The following is a 20,983-nucleotide window of genomic DNA, read 5'->3' on the forward strand; positions in this document are numbered from 1 at the left end:
TCCAAAGTGAGAAATGACATGTTTAAAACCGCTGCCGCTGTGCATATTTTAGTGAAACACAAAGAACAGGCTGAGGATATTGTTAAGCAGCTGAATAATGGTGCTAATTTTGCTGTGCTCGCTAAGCGTTTTTCCTCTTGCCCTTCTGCCAAAAAAGGCGGCGATTTAGGTGAATTTAAAAAAGGCCAAATGGTGCCACAGTTCGATAAGGTTGCATTTTCAGGTGAATTACTGGTGCCACATATAGTGAAAACTAAGTTTGGCTGGCATGTGGTTAAAGTGCTGTATCGCACTTAATACCCCAGTAATAAGCGCATCTTCACCGAACGTTATTTTCGACTAATCAAATAGATTGGAAGATTAGGGAGCGATCAGCATGAAATTTAGTTTTAACACCGAAGATGCGAGTCAAGTTTGCGTAGGAGCTTTTGCCCTTGCGGTCCCCGTTGCATTTTCTGAGGAAGCGTGGCATCTCGGTGAGACTTTACCTTTATTGAATATCGGTATGCTTTTTAGTTTATCGCTGCTCTTTCTTGGGGTATTCACCTATCACAGCGTGTTCCAACAGAATATTGCTTCCCGCGTTCCTGTGTTTATTTTTCGTATCGTGGTGGCGTATTTGCTCACTGCCCTCGTGGTTTTCCTCGTGCTACTTTGCCTCGATAAAGTGCCATTTTTTGAGGACCCACTAACCTCTATAAAACGGATCATAGTGATCACTATGCCAGCCTCTATGGGCGCTATTGTTGTGGATAGTTTTGATAAAGAATGACACTGTTTCGCTAAATCTCATGACTTTTGTCACTGGTTGATTGCGGTTGTCTTGCGCATACTTATTTCCATGTTCTGACTTTGACATTGATTAAGCGTCATAAGCAGATCTAAATTTTGAGCTTGATAACGATAACGCCAATAGATAAAGGAAATGACTATGAACACTGGTGCCCTCGCTTTACTTATCCCAATATTTGCAATTGTTGGCGGATATGTGGTCGCTATAATGAAAATTCGCAACAAACAAGGTGTGTCGACGCGTGAGCAAGTGGCAGAAAACCAAGCTTTTCAGACCGAGTTAGCCATCCTTCGTCAGCGTATCGAAGTGCTAGAGCAGTTAGCCACTGACGATGGTTTTCAGTTAAAGCGTGAATTTAAAAAGGTCTAACGATTTATTCCTTGGCTTATCGGTGGCTAGGCAATACTTACGTTTTAGATGTTATTTGTTCTGACAAGGTATTGCTCGCCAAACGATAAATGATGTTGAGTTATTTTAAATGAGTCACGAGTGATGAAAACGGCCTTATTTTGCTAACATTTCTGCGGCATTATCGGCTGTTATATGTCGCGTCATCATGCTATACAGGCTCTATCTTGCATAAAATTCCGCCTAATATCTGCAGAATAAACCTGAAACGTCAACAGATCCTGATACCCCTGTCATTTGTTTGGCTTTACAAATGTGGGCAGGGTGTTACTTTGTACGCCTTACGTGGGTCAAGTCATCGGGTGAGTTAAATACCTATTTTAAGGTAGACTCGTGATAATTTTGTTATCCATCCCTGTATTGAGTTATTACAAATAGAGTTTATATGTTTCTAGCGCCTTATTTTTCTAAGCAAAATCAAGCTATTTCCGTTTCAGCACAACAAGCCAGTGACTTCGCGAAGAAAATTGCGCAGGACTTTAATCCTATCCACGATGTGGGGGCAAAACGCTTTTGCGTACCGGGAGATTTACTGTTTGCCCTAGTATTGACTCAATATGGTTTGAGCCAGAGCATGAAGTTTAGCTTTGCGGGTATGGTGGGTGATAGCGTCGAACTGCAATTCCCTGAACAAGTGAGCGAGAGTTTTTCGATTCGCGATAGTCGTGAAAAAACCTATCTTAATGTCAGCCGTCATGGCGATGTGAGTTGTTGCGATGCGCAGACCGAATCCTTTATTCGTCAATATGTTGCTTTCTCTGGGCATAATTTTATCGATATTCTGATCCCTTTGATGAAACAACATCAAGTGATGATCAACCCAGAACGGCCTTTAGTGATTTACGAAAGTATGTCGTTTGACTTAACCACCCTCGATTTTGTGCAAGTGACCTTATCCCTCGTTGGCCAAGATTTAAAAATCGATGGTAAACGTGGCGATGTGACATTGCACTTTGAATTACACAGTGGCGACACTTTAGTTGGCACAGGTATCAAAACCTTAGTGATGAGTGGATTACGTGCTTACGATGAGGTTCTTGTACAGCAAATGCGCGCCACCTATGAAGGTCGTAAAACTGATTATTGATTGACGTAAAAGCAATAGGTTGGCGTTTTGTCTTTTAGATAAAGCGCCATGCAATCCTTGATAGCGCGATTAAATGCTAGCAATTAATTGTTATTGACTGATAGCTGCGACACGATTGCTGAGACGTTTTCCGCGCCGCTACGTATTTCTCCCATCACTAATGTTACCTCTGCTAACTGTTGTTTTCCTTCCAGTGCAATACCTTCAACTTCGTTCATCATGCTAGTTGCACTTGTGGTGAGTTGTGTATTTTTAGTGACGACGGCGGCAATCTCACTGGTTGATTTACTGGTTCTGGAAGCAAGCTGCCTTACTTCATCGGCGACAACGGCAAAACCTCGGCCTTGTTCCCCCGCTCGTGCGGCCTCAATTGCGGCATTTAATGCTAGTAAATTAGTTTGATCGGCAATCGAACTAATGGTCGCGACTATGGCTTGAATACTTTGAGATTGTTCATTGAGTTGAGTTATCGCCAAGGTCGCTTTATGGGTTTGCTCGGCAATAGCATTAGAGGTATTTACCGTCGCATTGAGTAAATGTACGCCTTGTTCTGCTTGCTCGACGGTACGTTGTGACGTGGTCAGTGCAATATTGGCGGCTTCACGTACAGCGTGGCTTTGCTCGATCCGCTTGCTGATATCGCTCGCAAATTTAATTACTTTAACCACTTTACCTTGCTCATCCATAATAGGATTGTATGCCGCTTCTAACCAAATCGAATCGCCATAAGCATTTTTACGTTCAAAGAGACCGCTGCTATATCGACCTTGCTTTAGATCGTCCCAAAAGTGTGGATTTTGTCGATAAAACTCATCAAAACAGAAAATACGATGGTGTTTACCAATAATCTGCTCTTTGCTAAAGCCCATTGTCTTTAAGAAGTTAGTATTGGCTTTCAAAATCGTGCCATCGGTAGTGAATTCAATAATGGCTTGCGAGCGATTCAAGGCATTAAAAATGGCCGCTTGGTCGTCAAGTTGGTGCTTATCTTGGGTGATATCAGAGGCTGTTTTCATTATTTTAACGACTTTACCTGCCTGTTTTATGGGGAAGTAAGTGGCTCTAAGCCAGATCTCTTGGCCATTTTTATTCACTCGTGCAAAATTGCCTTCCTGTGGATGACCTGCTTTTAGACTGCTCCAAAATTGCTGGTAGGTAGCAGAATTACCATAAGCCGCCGAGCAAAACAGCTTGTGATGTTGGCCTACGACTTCATTAAGTGAATAACCTACCGTTTTTAAAAACAACGCATTAGCATCGAGAATTATTCCATCAGGCGTAAATTCTACTGTGGCAATACTGTGTTTAATCGAGTCGATGATCGACTCCGCCTCTTGGCGTTTACTTTCGCTCACTTCTAGGCTTTTACGTAATGAAGAGTTGAACACTGAGATACTCCTGATGAGTCTAACTGACTCAAAAACTGCAGTTCTTTATTGAAAGCTCGATATTTCGAGCTAGATATACTGATAAATATAGCTGTGATTTTAATATGTGGTTTATTTCTATGAAACGCGTGATCGGGATCTATATACCTAAATTGAGTAAAAAAGATCACTATTCCTCGGTTTATTCACGAATAGGCATAGCTAGAAAACATTAATGAGGCAATTCGGCTTAATCAGATTGAATTAACGCCAAAGAAAAAGCTGCCAAAGGGCAGCTTCTTAAGTGTCATCTTTGCTCGGCGATTAGCTTAGTTTTTCAATCTTAGCTGGCAGGCCTTGTCTGGCCGAAGCGCCACTTGCCCAATCCACCAGCGGGTAGCGGCCGTGGCGACTCGGATCAAACAGATTCAAGTCGTTCATATTGATGCCGACTCGGATCAGCGGATTGGCGGCGATTTTAAGGTTGTCGATCACTACGTCCCGCGCGCCGAGTTCCTTATGACCATAACCGTGTTCGATAGCGATGCAGTCAGGGTGCACTCCGGCAACACATTCCACTAAGGCAATCACGCTGCCGTTGGGCGTGCTGATCTTGACCGTGTCACCAGTGCTGATCCCAAGGCGACTGGCGGTCTTCTCGTTCAGCCGCACCGGATTATTAGGGTGCACTTGGCGCAAACGATCCGAGCCAATACTCATAGAGCTCATGGTGTGGGATTTGTAACTACTGATCAGCAAAGGCCATTGTGATTTATTAAATGCCTTATCGAGCGGTGTGCCATTGGCTAAGGCGGGTTGATATAAGCGTGGACAGCCACTCATAAATTCCCCTGTGAGACTGTTACGGCGACTGCCCACTTCTGGATTCCACAGCATCATAGGTTTTGGCCAAACCTTGGTTGGATTACCCACTTCATCCCGTGCACCGCTCATATTTTCAAAGCGGCCGCCGCGGGCAAATAAGTAGTTGACTTTTTTGACTTCATCTGGCTTGAGTCTGGCGTTGAGCTCACTTTGAATACGACTCACACCGCTAAGATACATGTCCTCAGCGTTAATATCGGCAACGGCTTTACCCAAATAGGCCACGTTGGCGGCGCCGTAAAGTGAGTAATCCGCTGCGCGCGTTAACGGATGTAAGCTGCCATCGGCGGCCTTAACGGCATTTTCGCCAAAGCCAGGTAGTTGCAGTTTCATCGCCACTTGGCTCAAGAAAGACTCCATGCACACCACATCACCACTGGCCATCTTTGTGACCCTTGGTTCGACAATCGGCCAGCGACCTGTCGTTTCCTTTGTCAGAGTACCATGCCAAGAAGGGCTCCAACCCCATGACTCGTAAGTTAATGTGTCGGGCACGATATAATCCGATAGCGCCGAGGTTTCGTTAATAAAGCTGTCGATACTGATAAACAGTGGCAGCACTTTGGGATCTTTCAGTTGTTCACCAATGGCTTCACCTAGGCCCGCTTGACCATAAATCGGATTGCCCATGTGGTTAATCCATGCTTTGAGTCGATAGGGATAACCGTGCACGGCCGCCGTTAAATGTTCGCCAAGCAAGGGCGATGAAATCGGAAACCAAGGCTCCTTTGCAGGATAAGGCGATTCGCCCGCTTCGACTTTACGGCGATACTCTGAGGTTTTCTCGTAGGGGAATTTAGATCGTGATAGGAATACGCCCTTAGGCTCGACCATGCCGTCAAACTCCTGCAGATTATACCTTGGGCCTTTACCAAAGGCAGGGAATGAACCGCCGGAAGCTAATGCGCCACCTTTTAAATTGATGTTACCTATCATGGCGTTGAGCATCATGATTGCCCACGCGCTATAAAAACCATTGGCGCTCATTGTGCCGCCGTGGGAGATGACTGCGGCCTTAGTGCCATGGCTGGTAAATTTATCCGCGAGGGCGATAATTTGCGCCTCGCTGATATCGCACTCCTTGGCATAGTGTGCCATCTCGAAGCTCTGCGCCGCTTCACTTAACAGTTGGAAGCTAGATTTAACCGCAATCGCCCCCTTAGGTGTGTCGACGCTTTGGTCAACGTCGAGCTTAGCTTTCTGACTTTGGCTCGCCAAAACTATCTTGCCACTCGCGGCATCGACAACCAACTGCGAGTCTTGCTCGCCGTAGGCTTTGCCGTCGAAAGGTAAGCCAAGATCGCTGGCAAAGAGATATTGGCCATATCTTGGATGGGTAGGTTCGCTGACGATCAAGAATCCTGCGTTACTGAAGCCACGGTAACCTGATGCTTTTGCGGCATCGACATTGGGCGCACTCAAAAAATCGGCGGCGTAGCGCTGATTATCAATAATCCAGCGCAACATGCCCATGGCGAGGGCCGAGTCGGTGGCGGGGCGGATCGGCAGCCAAGTATTGTTACCCGCGCAAGGTTGATTCGAGGTATTGGGTAGCATGGGCGACACCACCACATAACTGAAATTGGTGTTATTCACGCGCGCGTTAGCCAATTGTCTTGCTTGGCGTTTAAAGGGATTGCCCGATTGCTGCGGCGACGTGCCGATAAAGAGTAAAAATTCGCTATGGTCCCAATCGGGTTTCAAGTGGGCGTATTTTTTCAAATCATCCAATAAAGCGCCTGCTCCGGCGCGGTAGGTAAATCCACAGTAAGCGCCGTGGTTGGCAAAGTTTCGGGTGCCAAAGCTGTTGAAGGTAAAGCGTTTGATAATGGCATCGCGGCCTTCATCGGAGGCGTTTGAGACCAGTAACTGGTTGGCCTTAGGGCCGTATTCTGGATTATTGGTATCGAGCGGCGTGGCGATATCACGAATCGCTCTTAAGCCTTCGACTTGGCCCTCACCAAATAAATCACCACCTTCGACGACTTCATTCAGCAATTGCTCAAAGCTAATGCTCTGCCATTGGCCACTGCCGCGCTTACCCACGCGTTTAAGGCATTGGGTAACGCGGTGTGGGCTATCTAATTGTTCTAGCATGGCATTACCGCGGGCGCAGGCGGTGGAACGTCCTTGTAGACCCTGTTCTTGAAAGGCGCTAAGCCCAACAAAGGCGGTTTTGATTGGCGTATCGAAATCGATATGTTCCCGCGATGACAGCGGGTGATAAGGATTACCGCTGATACGGATGATTTTATCGGTTTTTTGATCGATACGAGCGCGCACGCCGCATTTGGTCCAGCAACCTAGACACATAGTATTGGCGATGCGCTGATCGTCATTGCTGATTAACTGACCTGACTTTAAATCGACTTTGTATTCAGGTGCTAAGGAATTGCCATGCAGCGGATCTTGGGTTGGTTTTCCTGAGGTACCATTGACGACACCTTTACCTATTTGCGCTAATGTATGGCTATAACCCGCGGCAAATAATCCCACACCACCCGTTACAGCGGCCCCTTTGATAAAACGACGTTTACTCTTATCCATGATGGACTCCTTAATTCTGTAAACTAATTGGGTGCTCAGCGAGCAAGTTTTGCCGCAGGCGTGTGGCGAATAAGTTCGGAGACCAGCGCCATTAATGCTAACCAAAGGCCGAAGGTACCGGCTATGCCTAATAGTCCTTCGGGTCCCCAAGGCAGTTGATAGAGATAAGTCCCCGCGCCGTATTTAGGATCGGTTTGCGCTTGGATGAGCACTATCCAGCGAAATCCCCACGCAAGGTGAATGGCCGTGAGGCTGACGATTAGCATTGCAACATTGGGTAAGTGACGAATGGCGAGTATCAGTGCCAGCACGGCGAGTGTGACCAGTACCCAAATCGCAGCAAGTTGCCAGCTGGGGCTGGTTTCAAGCAATAATGCGGCTTCGGGGGCCGAGCCCTTATCGAATAACGCCCAGCCGATAAGGCATAGGGCGAATAGACCAAAACTCGCTCTTACCCAGAGTAATAGGCTGTCTTGGGTGCGCTGTTGGTAGCCCTTTAATAGTCGATTCAGTACCACCAAAGTGCCGCAGGCGGCGAGCAGGGCACTCATTGCCATCAAAGGTGGCAGCCAATAGGTATGCCACAATGGCCGCGCCTTAATGGCCATGGTTTCCATGCCAGTGTAGAGGGCGATACTGCAGGCACTCAGGGCCGTGATCAGTGCGATCGGCTTGATGAATTTGTCACTGTTCCAATCACCGAATCTCAGTAATTGGCCTATTTTATTCACCCAATCTGAGTCTTGATTCGTGGTGTGCTTAGGCAGGTATTGACGCAATAGCAGCCAAGCAAACACTGCGCTGGTGCCCGAGAATACGGGCAGTAAAAAGGCGCCATACCACATCCAAGAATCAGGGCGAACTTGCGCATAAAAATGCCAAGCCCGCAGCGGTTGGTGTAAATCGGCGAGTAAGGCGATAGGGGCGACTATGCCTGCGGTTAACATTAAACAGGCGCAGAGCTTCAGCAATCTGTCATCGGGTTTGGGTTGGCTAAACAAGTGTATTGTCGCTACCCATACGCTGGCGTAGGCGAGCCCCATCATAAAAAAGTATTGCACTGCCCAAGGTAGCCAAGTAATGGCGATATCTGGGGTAAAGATTTCTTTAATGACCATGGTGGATCTCCTCGCCAGTATCGGTAAGTAAGGTTCTAACGGGGGCTTGGCCGCTAATCTTGTCCTCAAAAGCGCTGCTCATGCCGATGTAGAACACCCGTGGCGCAGTGTTGGCCGTCGGTTTGAGCACCTTGATATCGGTTTTGTTGGCGGCAAGCAGTTGGCTTATCTGGCTGTTGGGATTATTCAGATCGCCAATCACACGGGCTTCTCCTACGCAGGTTTCGACACAGGCAGGCAGTAATCCTGCATCTAACCTATGGGCGCAGAAGGTACATTTGTCGGCGGTATTGGTGTCGTGGTTGATAAAGCGCGCATCATAGGGGCAGGCTTGTACGCAATAGCCACAGCCAACACACCATTCATTATTGACGACCACTATGCCGTCCTTGCGCTGGAAGGTCGCGCCCGTAGGACAAACGGGGATGCAGGGCGGGTTTTCGCAGTGATTACAAAGTCTTGGTAGCATTAAAAACGCAGGCGGAGTGGTATCTTCCTGCTGCGAGACTTCATACTGCTGCACTGTGGTGCGAAATTGCCCGAGGGGCGGTTGATTCTCGATAGTGCAAGCGACGGTACAGGCTTGGCAGCCCACACAGCGGCGCAAGTCAATTACCATACCGTAACGTTTACCCACTTGGCCTTCGCTGGCACTGTGCATTTGAGGGCTGCGCTTATCATCCTGTGCATACACTTGCACGACAGGGATGAGTGCGGCGCCAACACTGACGCTGGCCATTTTGCCGAGAAACTGACGTTTACTCTTGTCCATACAGATTTCCTTCACTACTTGCAGATGGCGAATAAACTGGCTCATAGACCTAGAGTTAAGGTTTATGGCGAGGTTTACAGGCATTCTGTAAAAGGGGAGGCGGCATAACTATAGTGGTTTTCCACATATCGGGTGTGGACTTGATCTAGCGCAACAAATATCCGTTAGAATAGCCTTCAAAATGCTAGGGTTTTATTTTTTGTTACTTGAGTTTGGCCTTTTCTTAGCTTGAGTTGAACTTGATTTTAGTGTGAGTGACTGGGGATAAAGGATTACACTTCATGTTATTGAGGATGATGAAAACGGTGTTTCGCTTAGCTGTATCGGTCAAGTGGCCGTTATCGATTCTGAGCACTCCACATTCCGTGGCAATACCGAGAAAAAAGCCAAGGAACGCAGTGTTATTCCTATGCTTGCTGGCTTCGGTTAAGGTGTTTGCTGCGGAGCCACTGAATCAAAGCGTACATTCGGGATTAACTGACCCTGAGGTTGTTGCTCAAGCTGCTATCGAAGAGCCCAGTTATCAAGTGGTCGATGTTGGCGTGTTAGCCATCCGCGGTTATAAGGCGACCATCAACCGCTGGCAACCTTTGATGGGGTGGCTCGAAACTCAAATTCCCAACAGTTACTTTAGGTTACATCCTCTCACCCTCGATGAGCTAGCTAAGGGCGTTGAAACCCAAGGGCTCGATTTTGTGATCACAAACCCAGGGCAATCCGTGTTGCTGGCGCGGCAATATTCCCTCACTTGGTTGGCGACCCTGCGCAGTCCGTTAAATAATGGCGCGGCAATGCAAGTGGGCTCGGCGCTGGTGGTGCGCGCCGATTCACCCTATCACACCTTAAGTGATCTCAAGGGACGTCGACTCGGGATCGTATCGAAAAATGCCTTTGGTGGTTACTTGACCTTAGTGTACGAAGCGCAGCTAAAGGGCATAGATTTGCCTCGCTTTGTGGGTGAGATTATTCCGCTGGGGTTCCCGCTAGATAATTTGTTGTATCAGTTAGATGATCAAAAAAGTGGTGATGATGCTGCGAAAGATAATCGACTGGATGCGGCTGTGGTGCCCGTGTGTCAGCTTGAGCAGATGCAAACGGAAGGTCTTATTAACATCGCCCATTATCGAGTGCTCGATAATCAAGCGCCGGTGGGATTTAATTGCCAAGTCTCGACTCACCTTTATCCCAACTGGTCTATGGCAAAGACCAATCGCGCCTCCCAGTCTCTGGCTAAAAGTGTGACTCAAGCTTTGCTGGCGCTGCCCGAAGATCATCTCGCCGCTAAGTCTGCTGATTCTGCGGGCTGGACCACGGCCGTGAGTCAGCTTGCGATCGATCAACTGCTTAAAGATCTCGATATGCATCCTTTGCAGGCACCATGGTGGCAAAGGGCGTGGCAGTGGATCAAGTTACATCAACAATGGGCTTGGCTTGTTTTGGGGATTTTGGTTTTACTCAATGTGTATCATTTTTGGCTTGAATACCGCTTTAGTCGTCGTGGCCGTGAGTTGATTAACACTCAGCGCCAGCTCAATGAAAACCGTGCGTTACTGGAACATGCACAGCGTATTGCGATCGCCGGCGAGCTTGGCGCGAGTCTCTCCCATGAACTCAATCAACCTTTGGCGGCGATTGGCCATTATTGTCATGGCGCTGAAGTGCGATTACAGCGGGGGACGAGCCCTGAGGAGTTGCAATCTGTATTGGCGCTGATCCAGCAGGAAGTCACGCGCGCCGACAATATTATCAGTCGCTTACGTAATTTATTGAAGAAGCGACCTGTGTCGAAACAACCTTTGTATCTGCATGAGTTGGTCAATGATACTGTGCCGCTGCTCGCCTATGAGTTTGAGCAACATCAAATCAATCTTGCCGTGAATGTGAGCGGCGAGCCCTATTTACAGTCCCTCGATGAAGTTGGCATGCAGCAGTTGTTGCTTAACTTGCTGAAAAACGCCTTTGACGCCTGCGTTCAGCGGTTAGAGCTTGAATCCAGTGGCACCGAACAGAGCATCACGCAAAAGCCATACACACCCACGATCGATATCGATCTTCGCTATCAAGAATGTACGCTCTTGCTGACGGTCACAGATAATGGCACAGGGTTAACCGAAGAGACCAGTCTGCTGATGCAAGCATTTTATTCCACTAAATCAGAGGGGTTAGGTTTAGGCTTAGTGATTTGCCGTGATATTGCCGAGAGCCATGGTGGTACGTTTAGCCTAGAAAGCGCTATGGGTGGCGGTTGTCAAGCGCAGGTGGCTATACCGCGTAAACCTGAACCCAATGGAGCACAATAATGAGTCTTGCCTTACCTGTGTATTTAATCGATGACGATGACTCAGTGCGTCGTTCTTTGCGTTTTATGCTTGAAAGTTATGGCCTTAAGATCACCGACTTTGATAGCGCCGAAGCCTTTTTTACCGCCGTAGACTTAACACTACCGGGTTGTGCGCTGGTCGATGTGCGTATGCCGGGTTTGAGTGGTCAGCAGTTGCATCTTGAATTAGTGGCAAAAAATAGTCCGCTAGCGGTGATTTATCTCACGGGTCACGGCGATGTGCCAATGGCGGTAGATGCGCTTAAATTAGGGGCGGTGGATTTTTTCCAAAAGCCCGCCGATGGCGCTAAGTTAGCCGAAGCGGTCGTCAAAGCGTTGGAACATACCAAGGCGCATCATCAAGACAATCAGTATCTTGAGACTTATCAAGCGCTCACGCCAAGGGAGCGGGAAATACTCAACCTGATTGCCCAAGGCCTGAAGAACCAAGAGATCGCCGATAGTCTCTGTATTGCCATGCGCACGGTTGAGATCCACCGCGCCAATTTGATGAAAGGCATGCAAGTGGGATCGCTGGCGGAAATGATGCTGATCTACAGTCGGATTGCCGAACGCCTGCGTCTCGAATAAATCCGCTGGAATTTACCTTTTATCGCGCTAATTGCCGCTTTGTTAGCCGCCTATTTTGGCTAAGTTGTCGTATCATTGGCCGTTTGATTTGAGCCTAGCTATAGGGTTATGTTTTTGCTGAGCAATGGGCTGAGATGTGAGCCAAGGCATTAGTGCATCGCCGCTTAATTGCCAATACACTGTGATTGCCTTATTTTAGGGGCACTATTTTTAGGTCACGATTTTTAACATCACTTTTTAGTCACTTTTTTAAAGTGTTTATTTACAGTGACGATTTTAACGTCAGTGGCCCTCTTGGATTGTTTTCTCTTATTTGTGTAGAAGCTTCTGCAGCTTAGATAAGACTCTCCTGTTTGCATAAGGAATGAAATGGCAAGCTTGATTCGTATTGTGCTGATTGATACGCACCTTCCGGGCGTGGTGGAACTCGCCCTCAATGGTCATACCAACATTTGTGGTACTAACGCCTCGGGTAAAACGACATTACAACGTCTAGTCCCTGTTTTTTATGGTGAATACCCAAGCCGCGTGGTGCCTTCGACCCGCGACAGTTTCGAGCGTTGGTATTTGCCACACGATTCAAGCTACATCATTTACGAATATCAAAAGGCCGATGGCTTACTGTACCAAGCCGTGCTGGCCTCGGCGGGTGATGGTAAGGGCGTTAACTATCGTTTTATCGCCAAAGGTTTTGAGCTAAGCGATTATATTAAATCGCAAAATGGCGACACTATTTTGTGCCTTTCGATGAAGGAGTTAGGTATTAAGATGAAGCGCGAGGGAATCGGTGCTTCGAATTTGCTTAATACCCGTGAATATCGCGCCATTATTCAAAACGATCGCACCCTATTAAGCACGGGCAGCAACCGCAGCGAACTACGCGGTTATGCACGCCAATTTGCTCTGTGTGAGGGTGAGCATTCCCTGCGCCACATCGAAAAACTCGCTAAAGCGGTGCACTCCAAAGAAGGCAAGATGGAGACGGTCAAATCCATGATCGCCGCCATTTTAGAGGAGGACGGGGTTAATCCGCCCAGCTCACGCTTAAACCCGCAGCGCGTTGAGGCGTGGATCCGTGAGAGCCAACTTATCCAAGGCTTTGAAGTCATTCGCCCTGAGTTTGAAAAACTCGAGCAAGAATTTAACCAACTGCTCAGCGCCGAACTGCGTTTATCGAGTTTATCCCGTGGTTATCGCAACGATGAAACCTTAGAAGCCGATCGCCAAGATATTCAGCAAACCTTATCTAAAGAGCTGAATTTAAAGCTCAGATTGCTTGATGATGAATGGAAAGAGCAGCGCGATGAGCTCAATCTCGATTTATCGGCAGCTAAGGGCGATGTGGCAAAGTGCGAGTATGAGCTCGATGCCATTGAAGATCAGCACGCTGCTTTTTTAGATGCCAACATAGAACAAGCCAAGGTCGATCTTGAGATGCTGCCGAACTGGCGCACCGATGTTGAAAACCTAAGTGAACGCCATAAGCTGCAAACCGAGAAGCACCAAGACATTGAGGCGGCGTACAATGCCCGTCGCAGTAAGATTGGCGAGCAGTTAAACCGCGAGCTTGAAGGCCTGCATGCCGACCAAGACAAGCAGCGTGAAGCCCGCGATAAGCAACGTGAAGTGGCGCGCACCGATATTGACGCCCTAGAGCTGCAATGGCGCAACCAAATGGATGCGGGCAAGGCTAGCTTTAGCGAGCAGGAATACCAATTCAAACTCACTGCCGCCGAGCTTAAATTGCGTGTTGATGGCGTGACTTACACCGAAGAAGAAAAGCTAAGCCTAGCGATTTTCGACGAACGTATTCACCGCGCCGACGAAGAACAAGAAAGCTGCAATGCCAAGGTCGAACGCTTAAGCAGCGATGAGCGCAAGCTCAGAGCTAAACGTGACCAAGCCAACGAAGCCTTGCGTATCGCCACCTTAAGGGTGAATGAGCGTCAAACTGCGCTGGATGAACTGCACCACATGCTGTTCCCGCAATCCCACACCCTATTGGAGTTTCTGCGTAAAGAATCCCAAGGCTGGGAGCAAAGTTTAGGGAAAGTGATCGCGCCTGAACTACTGCATCGCACTGATTTACATCCCAGCTTAGTGACTGAATCGAGCGAAGCTTTCTTTGGCGTGCATTTAGATCTTAAAGCGATCGATGTGCCTGAATATGCTGCCTCCGAACAAGAGCTGCGTATTCGGTTAAGCAAAGCCGAAGAAGCCCACACTAGTGCCCAAGAAATGCAGGCCGAGGCCGAATCTCAGCTGGTGGCCATTAATGGCGAGTTGGATAATCTTAGCCGTGAACTGACCTTTGCCCGCACGGCGTACAAAAATAGCCGTGACGATCTGCGTCGCCTATTTGATGAAAAGCGCAGCGAGCAAGAGAAAATTAACAAAGCATTGAGCGAGCGCAAAGCCCATGCGGGACAAAGACTGACTCAACTCGATGGTGAGCTAAAACAACTTAAACATCAGCACGAACTCTGGCTCGAAGATCAAAAAGAGCAAGCGCTTGAAGCGCGCATGGAAAAGAATGCCTATTGGCAGGAAGTCATCGGCGCGCTCGACAATCAACTCGGCCAAATTAAAGCGACCATTGAAGGGCGCCGTGAAAGTGCCAAAATCGAGCAGAAAGCCTGCGAGACTTGGTACAAAAACGAGCTTAAATCCCGTGGTGTGGATGAGGATAATATCCTCAAACTCAAGCAACAAATTCGTGATTTAGAAACCAAAATCAGCCGCGCCGAACAGCGTCGCAGCGACGTACTGCGCTTTGACGATTGGTATCAACACACTTGGCTTGCGCGCAAACCTAAACTGCAAACTCAGCTTAGCGATGTGAAGCGTGCGGTATCGGAAATCGATCAACAGCTTAAGGCGAAAACTCAGGATGTTAAGGCCCGTCGTCAACAACTTGAAACCGAGCGTAAAGCGTCCGATGCGGCGCAGGTTGAAGCTTCTGAAAACTTAACGAAGTTACGTGCCGTAATGCGTAAACTCGCCGAGCTTAAGTTACCGACCAATAACGAAGAAGCCCAAGGCAGCCTAGGCGAGCGTCTGCGCCAAGGTGAAGATTTGTTGCTAAAACGCGATTACCTGATGGGTTCAGTGAAGCAATATGTGGAGCATTTCGACTCAGTGATCGCCAGCAAGTCAGGTTCGGGCCTTGCTGAAACCTGGGAGCGTGCCCGCGAAGAATCGAGCTTTATCAACGACAAAGGTATTCGCCTGCTGGATTACCGTAAGTTAGTGCCACAGCTTGAGCAATTGTTGAACGTGATAGTGCCGCAATCGATTACCGCGCTGCGTGAGCAGGGGCGGATTTTTGGTGTCGACTTAACCGCCTTCTACGATGTGTTAGCCGATATCGACCGCCGCATTGCCTCCCAAAGTGCGCGTATTACCCGCGAAGTGGGCGAAGAGTTATTCCTCGATGGCGTGTCTGAATCGGCTGTACGTATTCGTTCGCGCATCAGTGAGTTAGAGTTCTGGCCTGAGCTTGAACAGTTCGTCAAAGCCTTTAAGCATTGGAAAGCCGATGGCTTTAATGGCTTGCCCGATGAGGATTACACCAACAGCATGCGCCGCGCCTTAGACATTATCGGCCGCGCCGCATTAACGGGGGGCATCTCTAAGTTGCTGGAAATCGAGCTGCGCCTCAAAGAAGGTAACAGCGACTTAATTATTCGCACCGACAGACAGCTTAACGAATCCTCAAGTCACGGTATGGCGTATCTGATTTTGTGTAAGTTCTTGTTGGCATTCACGCGTTTGCTGCGTGGACGCGCCGATGTGACCATTCACTGGCCAATTGATGAGTTGGGCACTTTGCACCATACCAACGTGAAGAAGATTTTCGACGCCTGCGAAAACAATAATATTTGTGTGCTGGGCGCCTTCCCGAACCCTGAGTCTGAGGTGCTGAACTTGTTCGCCAACCGTTACATTATCAACAAACAAACTAAGAAGTTGCAGGTGGTGAAGCCTAAGGTCAACCCAATTGCCGACATGTTGAATAAGCGTTTGTCGAAGGAGGCCATCTAATGAGTGATGCAACCCAAACCGTATTAGTTGGCACTGGCGCTTTGATTGAGCTGTTACTCAAGGGCGAGTTTATTTGTCGCACCACCAATGAAGAAGGCTGGCGCGCCCTTAAAAATAGCAGCACCCGCGAGCGGGTTGAAGCCTACTTAAACCAGATCAACCGTACCGTGGCGTCTGCCGCCGAAGGTGATGTGTTCTTCTGCGGTTATTTGCAGCTCGGCGATAGCGAACGTAAAGTGATTTCATCGCAGTTTAAAGATATCTGTCAGGCATTGATCCCGCTGGTGGAATGGTTGGTATTAGTGCAAGAAGCCAGTGGCCAAGATGCGCCGCTGAGCGAAGGTGCGCCCGTGCGTTTGACCGAGCTGCAAAGCCGTATCGAAGACACGCCAGCGTTCCGTGAGCAGTTAGCCAAACTCAGCCAATATCGTCTATTTGGCTCGACTAGTACCAACAGCGATGCGCAAATCAAATTAGTCTTCAAACGCTTAGTCGAACTCGGCTATTTAGTACGACCCAATGCGGAGAAGCAAATTTATATCGCCACGGGCAAGCTGGATTATCTGTATGAAGTTATTCGTTTTATCGATGAAACCGAAGGTTTAAGCCTAGAAGCGCAGGCGGAAACGGCGACCCAGCGGGACTTAATCTAATGTTGGCACGATTAAACCTAGGTAAAAGCTGCGACCAAGGAGGCCGTGATGAGCAGTAACTTACATCAGGCGGGGGTTAAGCTGCTCAAGCAGTTAGGTCGCCATGCTGACATCATTATGGACACCTATTTGGCGGGCTCTCTTAACGAGGATGCGCACGATCCAAGCGTGGTTGAAAAGCTTAAACAGGCAGGGATTTTATGGCGGCCAGAGCCAGATCAGGAACTGCGGCTTAAGCGTTCTGTGCGTGCCTTACTCGAAGAAGGTTTAAGTGATGAGCGCAATCGTCAAATCGACTCTAATGTCGGTTCGGCCTTAGCCACGATTAAAACCTTGGCCGATCATTATAAAGAGGCGCGTCATAGCTCAGATTACAGCGCCGCCGAGGCCTATTTATCAGATTTAAGCGAACATGTTTATAGTTTCGCCGACAGTCTGCGATATTCGATCCGTGTGCTCTGGGGCCGCATTAATAACGAGTTTGGTTACGTAGGTACGATCAACGCTAAGATCCGCGAAAACGAATTAGCCCAAAGCCAAGTGTCTGAATTGCTTAATGGCTTAGAGATGTTCCAGTTTAGTGAGCTAGGCGAAATTGCTGGCGATATCCGTGAACTGCGCAAGCTCTTAGTGACGACTTTGCAGGAAACCATGAGCGACTGCGCCCAGGAACTGAGCGTAGTGCAGGGACGTTTACTCGAACTCTTAGGCCGTTTTAGGCAAATCCGTGGGCGTACCCGTTTGCTCAAGGGCTGGTTGCTCTACACAGACTTGCATCCGGATTATCGGCCTGCGGACCATGTGTCCCACAAGGAAATCCCGAGTCTATTCAATCGCGCCGAAATCTTGCTCGCCCCTGCTTCGGTGGACGTGCACAACGCCAGCCAAGAGCTGGAGTTGATGGGGATAGTCGCGCACATTAAAGCCATCAGCCGTCATCCTGTGATTGCGGCGGTGCGTGAGCATAATGTGTCCGTTTCTATCACCCAAAGTGAAGACTTCGATGTGCCGGATAATCCGCTCAAACAAGCGGTGGATGAGTATTTCGTCGATGTGATTGAGTCTGGCCTGCGTCAATCGGCGCTGGAATATCTGGCGGATAAAGCGCTGCCTTGGGACGCCGAAAGCTGGATTTATCAAGTGATTGGTGGCTACGAAGGTCTGCCCGATGAACACAAAGCGTATTTTGAGCTTGAGCCATTGGGTGAACCGCATACCATCTATAGCGGCAACTTTATTATTCGCGATGTTGAGTTATGGCTCGCCTAGGCCAGCAACAATTACAACTGTTGGAGAACGCTTTTATTAAGCGTTCTCCCAAGGTTAAGCTCACGGCTAACTGGCGCGCTATTTACCGCGAGTTAGAAGTGGGTGAGTTAGACGAGTCTGAAAAGTATTTGTGTTTTGCGCCCAAAGATTTTGAACTGCTAAGGCAAAGCGTGTTGGCGTTAATGGGGCTTGATTTAAGGCAGCTTGATTTTAATGTCGATCGCATGACTATGTCTGCCAAAAGTCACGATGAAAAGCTCGCTAAGATCCGTCCTGAAGCCGAATACGTTTTGATGAAGTACCTAGGTTTAGAATCTTCACCAACTGGGATTTCAACTCGCACATCACTGCGTATTCCTTTGGATGAAGCACAAAAGCATTGCCATGAACTCAATGTCGCAGCCATCCTAGTGATTGAAAACTTAGATGTATTTGATGTTATCCATCAAGCGCGTTTGCCACAGAATTTAACTCATGTGATGGTTATCTACCGAGGTAGCGGTCATCATTCCCCGATTGGCGTGCGGCATTTTTTGCAAGCGATGGCAGATAAATTACCGATCATTGCCTTTACCGACTTAGATCCCGCAGGGCTACAAATCGCCCATACCTTAATGGGTGTGACCCATTGCCTTGTGCCACAACTTGCGCTGACAGCACCTGCTGAGTTATTGGCAATAGCACAAATTAATTCTACTGATGATTTCGACAAGCAAGCGAAACAGGCTAAATATTTGCAAAATGCCGAGTTAAAGCATTGGCAAAAATTAGCCGTTTGGCTAAATCAACACCGTATTAGTATCAAACAGCAACACCTGCTGGCTCGCGGACTTGAACTAGTGTTAGTGCCATATATTTAGCTGTCATCCCTTTCATCTCTCTGCTTTATAATAATTAACTGGTTTTAAATACTGTTATAAATTTAAATTCAGTTATTAAGTCTGGGTTTTATCTGGCTGTTGTTTATTATATGTTCAATTTGATGTTATTTGGTGTTTATTTTGTTTATTTATACTGGTTTAAATATATTTTGTTAGTGCTCAAATATTGTGCTTATAAATTTTTTATGGTTTAAAATCAGGTTATTACTATTTTTCTGTGATGGTGTTAACTTAATTCAAGATGAAAAAATGAAATTTATTCATTGAATTAACGGCTAGCATGTTTCACTATCCCCGCCTGAGCCAAAAATGGATTGGCAATTGTGCTCATCATGGAAGATGAATAACAAATAAATGACCTTTCTGGGGAAATCACAAGCATGATGAAATCACTTTCGACGCGGATCTTTATTGGTCTGTTTGCCGGCCTTATTTTCGGCACAATAGTGCAATACTTCTTAAACGATATCGGTTTTTTCTCGGGTAATTTAGTCGAGCTTGCCGGTGGCGTTGGTACTATGTTCGTCAATATGATTATGATGCTGGTGGTGCCACTCGTGTTTGTGAGCATCGTTTGTGGTGTCTGTGAGCTGCAAGATCTCAAAAGTTTTGGCCGCTTGGGCGGTAAGACCTTCGGTTTTTATATCATCAATACTGTCGTCGCAATCGCGACCGCATTATTAGTGGTGCTGCTACTCGAACCCGGTAAAGGTGTAGATATGAGCAGCACGGATGGCGTAGCGATTACAGCAACTGAGCTGCCAAGCCTGATGGCGCTGGTGATCGACATAGTCCCACGTAATCCTGTGACGGCTTTTATGTCGGGCAATATGCTACAGGTGATCTTTATGGCCTTGTTGCTTGGCGGTGTGATTAAGTCCCTTGGGGAGCATGTTGCGGGTGCTGTCCAAGGTTTTCAAACCGCCAATAAAATCATGATGAAACTGATTTCTGTGGTGATGAGTCTTGCGCCCTATGGTGTATTTGCCTTGATGTTTAAACTCGGCGCGACCTTAGATGCAGGTGTGTTTATGAGTGTGGTTGAGTATATGGTGCTGATCCTCGCGCTGCTGCTACTGTGGATTTTTGTGGTTTATCCTATGGCAGTGGGGGTATTTACTCCTATTTCAGCCAAAACCTTCCGCGAGAAGACCCAAGAGCAAGTGCTGTTTTCACTCTCGACTGCAAGTTCAAATGCGACTATTCCCGTGACCATGCGTACTTTAACGGACAAGTTAGGCGTGAACCGTGCTGTTGCTGGTTTTGGCGTACCGCTGGGGGCGACCATGAACATGGGCGGTGTGGCGATCTATATCACTATTGCGATTTTCTTTGTCGCCAACGCTTTTGGCATGCCCATTACCACTGAGCAATTGCCTTCGCTGTTATTTAGTGTCTTCCTATTATCTGTCGGTGCGGGCGGTGTTCCCGGTGGCGGCATGGTGATGATAGGTGTGTTAATCCATCAAATGGGATTACCGATTGAAGCCTTTGCCATAGTGGCAGCGCTGGATCGTATTATTGATATGGTGCTGACATCCTGTAACGTGGTTGGTGATACTGCGGTGTTGACTATAGTGGATCAAACCGAGAAAGTGCATCAGCTTGAGTCAGCGAAGAGTTAATGTGCCATTAAGTCGTATTCTATAAAAAAAAAGCCACTGAAAACAGTGGCTTTTTTTATATTCACTATGCTGGTATTGATGCGTTGATAGGTTAGCATCAACTATGTTTGCCCATTACTTAGTGCGAGTAATTTTATCCAGATAGCCCATGGCAAAGGCTGATAATACAAAGGTGATGTGTATTAACAGATACCACATGATTTTGTCGTTATCGATATTCTTCACATCCATAAAGATTTTCAGTAGGTGAATAGACGAAATCGCCACAATCGACGCCGCCACTTTGTTTTTCAGTGAGCCTGAATCTAATTTACCCAGCCAACTTAGCTTCTCACTGTCTTCGCCTACATCCAGCTGCGAGACAAAATTCTCGTAGCCAGAAAACATCACCATCACAATCAGGCCGCCCACGAGGGTGATATCAATCAAGGACAGGGTCACCAGCACTAAATCCACTTCAGTCATCTCAAAAATGATCGGCAGAATATGGAAGATCTCTTGGAAGAATTTAATGCCTAAGCCCAATAAAACAAAGCTGAGTCCCAAATAAATTGGCGCCATAATCCAGCGCGATGCATACATTAATTTTTCAAATATTTGTTCCATAATCCATTAAACCCTTT

Annotated in this window: 16 protein-coding genes; 11 read left to right on the forward strand and 5 right to left on the reverse strand. The window is 47.6% G+C overall.

Annotation, left to right across the window (positions count from 1 at the left end):
- The first annotated feature begins 18 nt into the window (after positions 1 to 18).
- From HUB64_RS02390 to HUB64_RS02405, 4 genes are all read left to right on the forward strand, one after another.
- A complete protein-coding gene (locus HUB64_RS02390; RefSeq protein ID WP_006084190.1) occupies positions 19 to 297 on the forward strand; it encodes a peptidylprolyl isomerase in 279 nt (92 codons plus the stop codon).
- Positions 298 to 376: 79 nt separating this feature from the next.
- Positions 377 to 772 (forward strand): DUF2391 family protein, encoded by a 396-nt coding sequence (locus HUB64_RS02395; RefSeq protein ID WP_105250257.1) that lies wholly within the window; start codon positions 377 to 379, stop codon positions 770 to 772.
- A 159-nt stretch (positions 773 to 931) separates the two neighbouring features.
- Positions 932 to 1,162: a hypothetical protein gene (locus HUB64_RS02400; protein ID WP_105250256.1), complete on the forward strand. Its 231-nt coding sequence runs from the start codon at positions 932 to 934 to the stop codon at positions 1,160 to 1,162.
- A gap of 424 nt (positions 1,163 to 1,586) precedes the next feature.
- Positions 1,587 to 2,288, forward strand: a complete 702-nt coding sequence (locus HUB64_RS02405) for a DUF3581 domain-containing protein (RefSeq protein WP_131525486.1) — start codon at positions 1,587 to 1,589, stop codon at positions 2,286 to 2,288.
- A gap of 83 nt (positions 2,289 to 2,371) precedes the next feature.
- Here the strand turns inward: HUB64_RS02405 and HUB64_RS23295 are convergent, their stop codons facing one another.
- From HUB64_RS23295 to dsrO, 4 genes are all read right to left on the reverse strand, one after another.
- Complete coding sequence (locus tag HUB64_RS23295) at positions 2,372 to 3,676, reverse strand: methyl-accepting chemotaxis protein (RefSeq protein WP_168827655.1); 1,305 nt, start codon at positions 3,674 to 3,676, stop codon at positions 2,372 to 2,374.
- A gap of 303 nt (positions 3,677 to 3,979) precedes the next feature.
- Positions 3,980 to 7,087, reverse strand: a complete 3,108-nt coding sequence (locus HUB64_RS02415) for a tetrathionate reductase subunit A (RefSeq protein WP_173496280.1) — start codon at positions 7,085 to 7,087, stop codon at positions 3,980 to 3,982.
- 35 nt (positions 7,088 to 7,122) lie between these two features.
- Entirely contained in the window at positions 7,123 to 8,205 is a 1,083-nt protein-coding gene (gene nrfD, locus HUB64_RS02420; RefSeq protein WP_173496281.1) for an NrfD/PsrC family molybdoenzyme membrane anchor subunit, read from the reverse strand.
- Positions 8,195 to 8,977 carry a sulfate reduction electron transfer complex DsrMKJOP subunit DsrO gene (gene dsrO, locus HUB64_RS02425; protein ID WP_011790755.1) on the reverse strand — a complete coding sequence of 261 codons (783 nt, stop codon included), beginning with the start codon at positions 8,975 to 8,977 and terminating at the stop codon, positions 8,195 to 8,197. The genes nrfD and dsrO overlap by 11 nt, the downstream gene beginning before the upstream one ends.
- A gap of 281 nt (positions 8,978 to 9,258) precedes the next feature.
- Between dsrO and HUB64_RS02430 the strand changes: the two genes are divergently transcribed.
- From HUB64_RS02430 to HUB64_RS02460, 7 genes are all read left to right on the forward strand, one after another.
- Positions 9,259 to 11,277, forward strand: a complete 2,019-nt coding sequence (locus HUB64_RS02430; protein ID WP_173496282.1) for a sensor histidine kinase — start codon at positions 9,259 to 9,261, stop codon at positions 11,275 to 11,277.
- On the forward strand, positions 11,277 to 11,888 hold the full coding sequence (locus HUB64_RS02435) for a response regulator transcription factor (protein ID WP_011790753.1): 612 nt from the start codon (positions 11,277 to 11,279) through the stop codon (positions 11,886 to 11,888). Before HUB64_RS02430 ends, HUB64_RS02435 begins: the two co-directional genes overlap by 1 nt.
- A 369-nt stretch (positions 11,889 to 12,257) precedes the next feature.
- The gene (locus tag HUB64_RS02440; protein WP_173496283.1) at positions 12,258 to 15,932 is read left to right on the forward strand and encodes an ATP-binding protein; all 3,675 of its coding nucleotides are present in this window, start codon (positions 12,258 to 12,260) and stop codon (positions 15,930 to 15,932) included.
- Positions 15,932 to 16,585 carry a hypothetical protein gene (locus HUB64_RS02445; RefSeq protein WP_006080105.1) on the forward strand — a complete coding sequence of 218 codons (654 nt, stop codon included), beginning with the start codon at positions 15,932 to 15,934 and terminating at the stop codon, positions 16,583 to 16,585. Before HUB64_RS02440 ends, HUB64_RS02445 begins: the two co-directional genes overlap by 1 nt.
- A gap of 48 nt (positions 16,586 to 16,633) precedes the next feature.
- Positions 16,634 to 17,854, forward strand: a complete 1,221-nt coding sequence (locus tag HUB64_RS02450; RefSeq protein WP_173496284.1) for a phosphoenolpyruvate carboxylase — start codon at positions 16,634 to 16,636, stop codon at positions 17,852 to 17,854.
- The gene (locus HUB64_RS02455) at positions 17,842 to 18,714 is read left to right on the forward strand and encodes a Wadjet anti-phage system protein JetD domain-containing protein (protein WP_173496285.1); all 873 of its coding nucleotides are present in this window, start codon (positions 17,842 to 17,844) and stop codon (positions 18,712 to 18,714) included. The genes HUB64_RS02450 and HUB64_RS02455 overlap by 13 nt, the downstream gene beginning before the upstream one ends.
- Before the next feature lie 401 nt (positions 18,715 to 19,115).
- The gene (locus tag HUB64_RS02460) at positions 19,116 to 20,360 is read left to right on the forward strand and encodes a dicarboxylate/amino acid:cation symporter (protein WP_173496286.1); all 1,245 of its coding nucleotides are present in this window, start codon (positions 19,116 to 19,118) and stop codon (positions 20,358 to 20,360) included.
- A gap of 114 nt (positions 20,361 to 20,474) precedes the next feature.
- Here HUB64_RS02460 and HUB64_RS02465 read toward each other — a convergent pair whose 3' ends face one another.
- Positions 20,475 to 20,966, reverse strand: coding sequence for a TIGR00645 family protein (locus HUB64_RS02465; RefSeq protein WP_105250244.1), 492 nt, complete (start codon positions 20,964 to 20,966; stop codon positions 20,475 to 20,477).
- Between the last annotated feature and the right edge of the window lie 17 nt (positions 20,967 to 20,983).

The organism is Shewanella sp. ISTPL2 (assembly GCF_013283205.1).
Lineage (GTDB): Bacteria > Pseudomonadota > Gammaproteobacteria > Enterobacterales > Shewanellaceae > Shewanella > Shewanella oncorhynchi.

Bases quoted from the DNA above. Each gene is read 5' to 3' on its own strand.
- HUB64_RS02400 (WP_105250256.1), top strand. From the start codon at position 932: ATGAACACTGGTGCCCTCGCTTTACTTATCCCAATATTTGCAATTGTT.
- HUB64_RS02450 (WP_173496284.1), top strand. From the start codon at position 16,634: ATGAGCAGTAACTTACATCAGGCGGGGGTTAAGCTGCTCAAGCAGTTA.
- HUB64_RS02415 (WP_173496280.1), bottom strand. From the start codon at position 7,087: ATGGATAAGAGTAAACGTCGTTTTATCAAAGGGGCCGCTGTAACGGGT.
- HUB64_RS02405 (WP_131525486.1), top strand. From the start codon at position 1,587: ATGTTTCTAGCGCCTTATTTTTCTAAGCAAAATCAAGCTATTTCCGTT.
- HUB64_RS02465 (WP_105250244.1), bottom strand. From the start codon at position 20,966: ATGGAACAAATATTTGAAAAATTAATGTATGCATCGCGCTGGATTATG.
- dsrO (WP_011790755.1), bottom strand. From the start codon at position 8,977: ATGGACAAGAGTAAACGTCAGTTTCTCGGCAAAATGGCCAGCGTCAGT.
- HUB64_RS02390 (WP_006084190.1), top strand. From the start codon at position 19: ATGTTTAAAACCGCTGCCGCTGTGCATATTTTAGTGAAACACAAAGAA.
- HUB64_RS02460 (WP_173496286.1), top strand. From the start codon at position 19,116: ATGATGAAATCACTTTCGACGCGGATCTTTATTGGTCTGTTTGCCGGC.
- HUB64_RS02440 (WP_173496283.1), top strand. From the start codon at position 12,258: ATGGCAAGCTTGATTCGTATTGTGCTGATTGATACGCACCTTCCGGGC.
- nrfD (WP_173496281.1), bottom strand. From the start codon at position 8,205: ATGGTCATTAAAGAAATCTTTACCCCAGATATCGCCATTACTTGGCTA.
- HUB64_RS02445 (WP_006080105.1), top strand. From the start codon at position 15,932: ATGAGTGATGCAACCCAAACCGTATTAGTTGGCACTGGCGCTTTGATT.
- HUB64_RS02435 (WP_011790753.1), top strand. From the start codon at position 11,277: ATGAGTCTTGCCTTACCTGTGTATTTAATCGATGACGATGACTCAGTG.
- HUB64_RS02455 (WP_173496285.1), top strand. From the start codon at position 17,842: ATGGCTCGCCTAGGCCAGCAACAATTACAACTGTTGGAGAACGCTTTT.
- HUB64_RS02395 (WP_105250257.1), top strand. From the start codon at position 377: ATGAAATTTAGTTTTAACACCGAAGATGCGAGTCAAGTTTGCGTAGGA.
- HUB64_RS02430 (WP_173496282.1), top strand. From the start codon at position 9,259: ATGTTATTGAGGATGATGAAAACGGTGTTTCGCTTAGCTGTATCGGTC.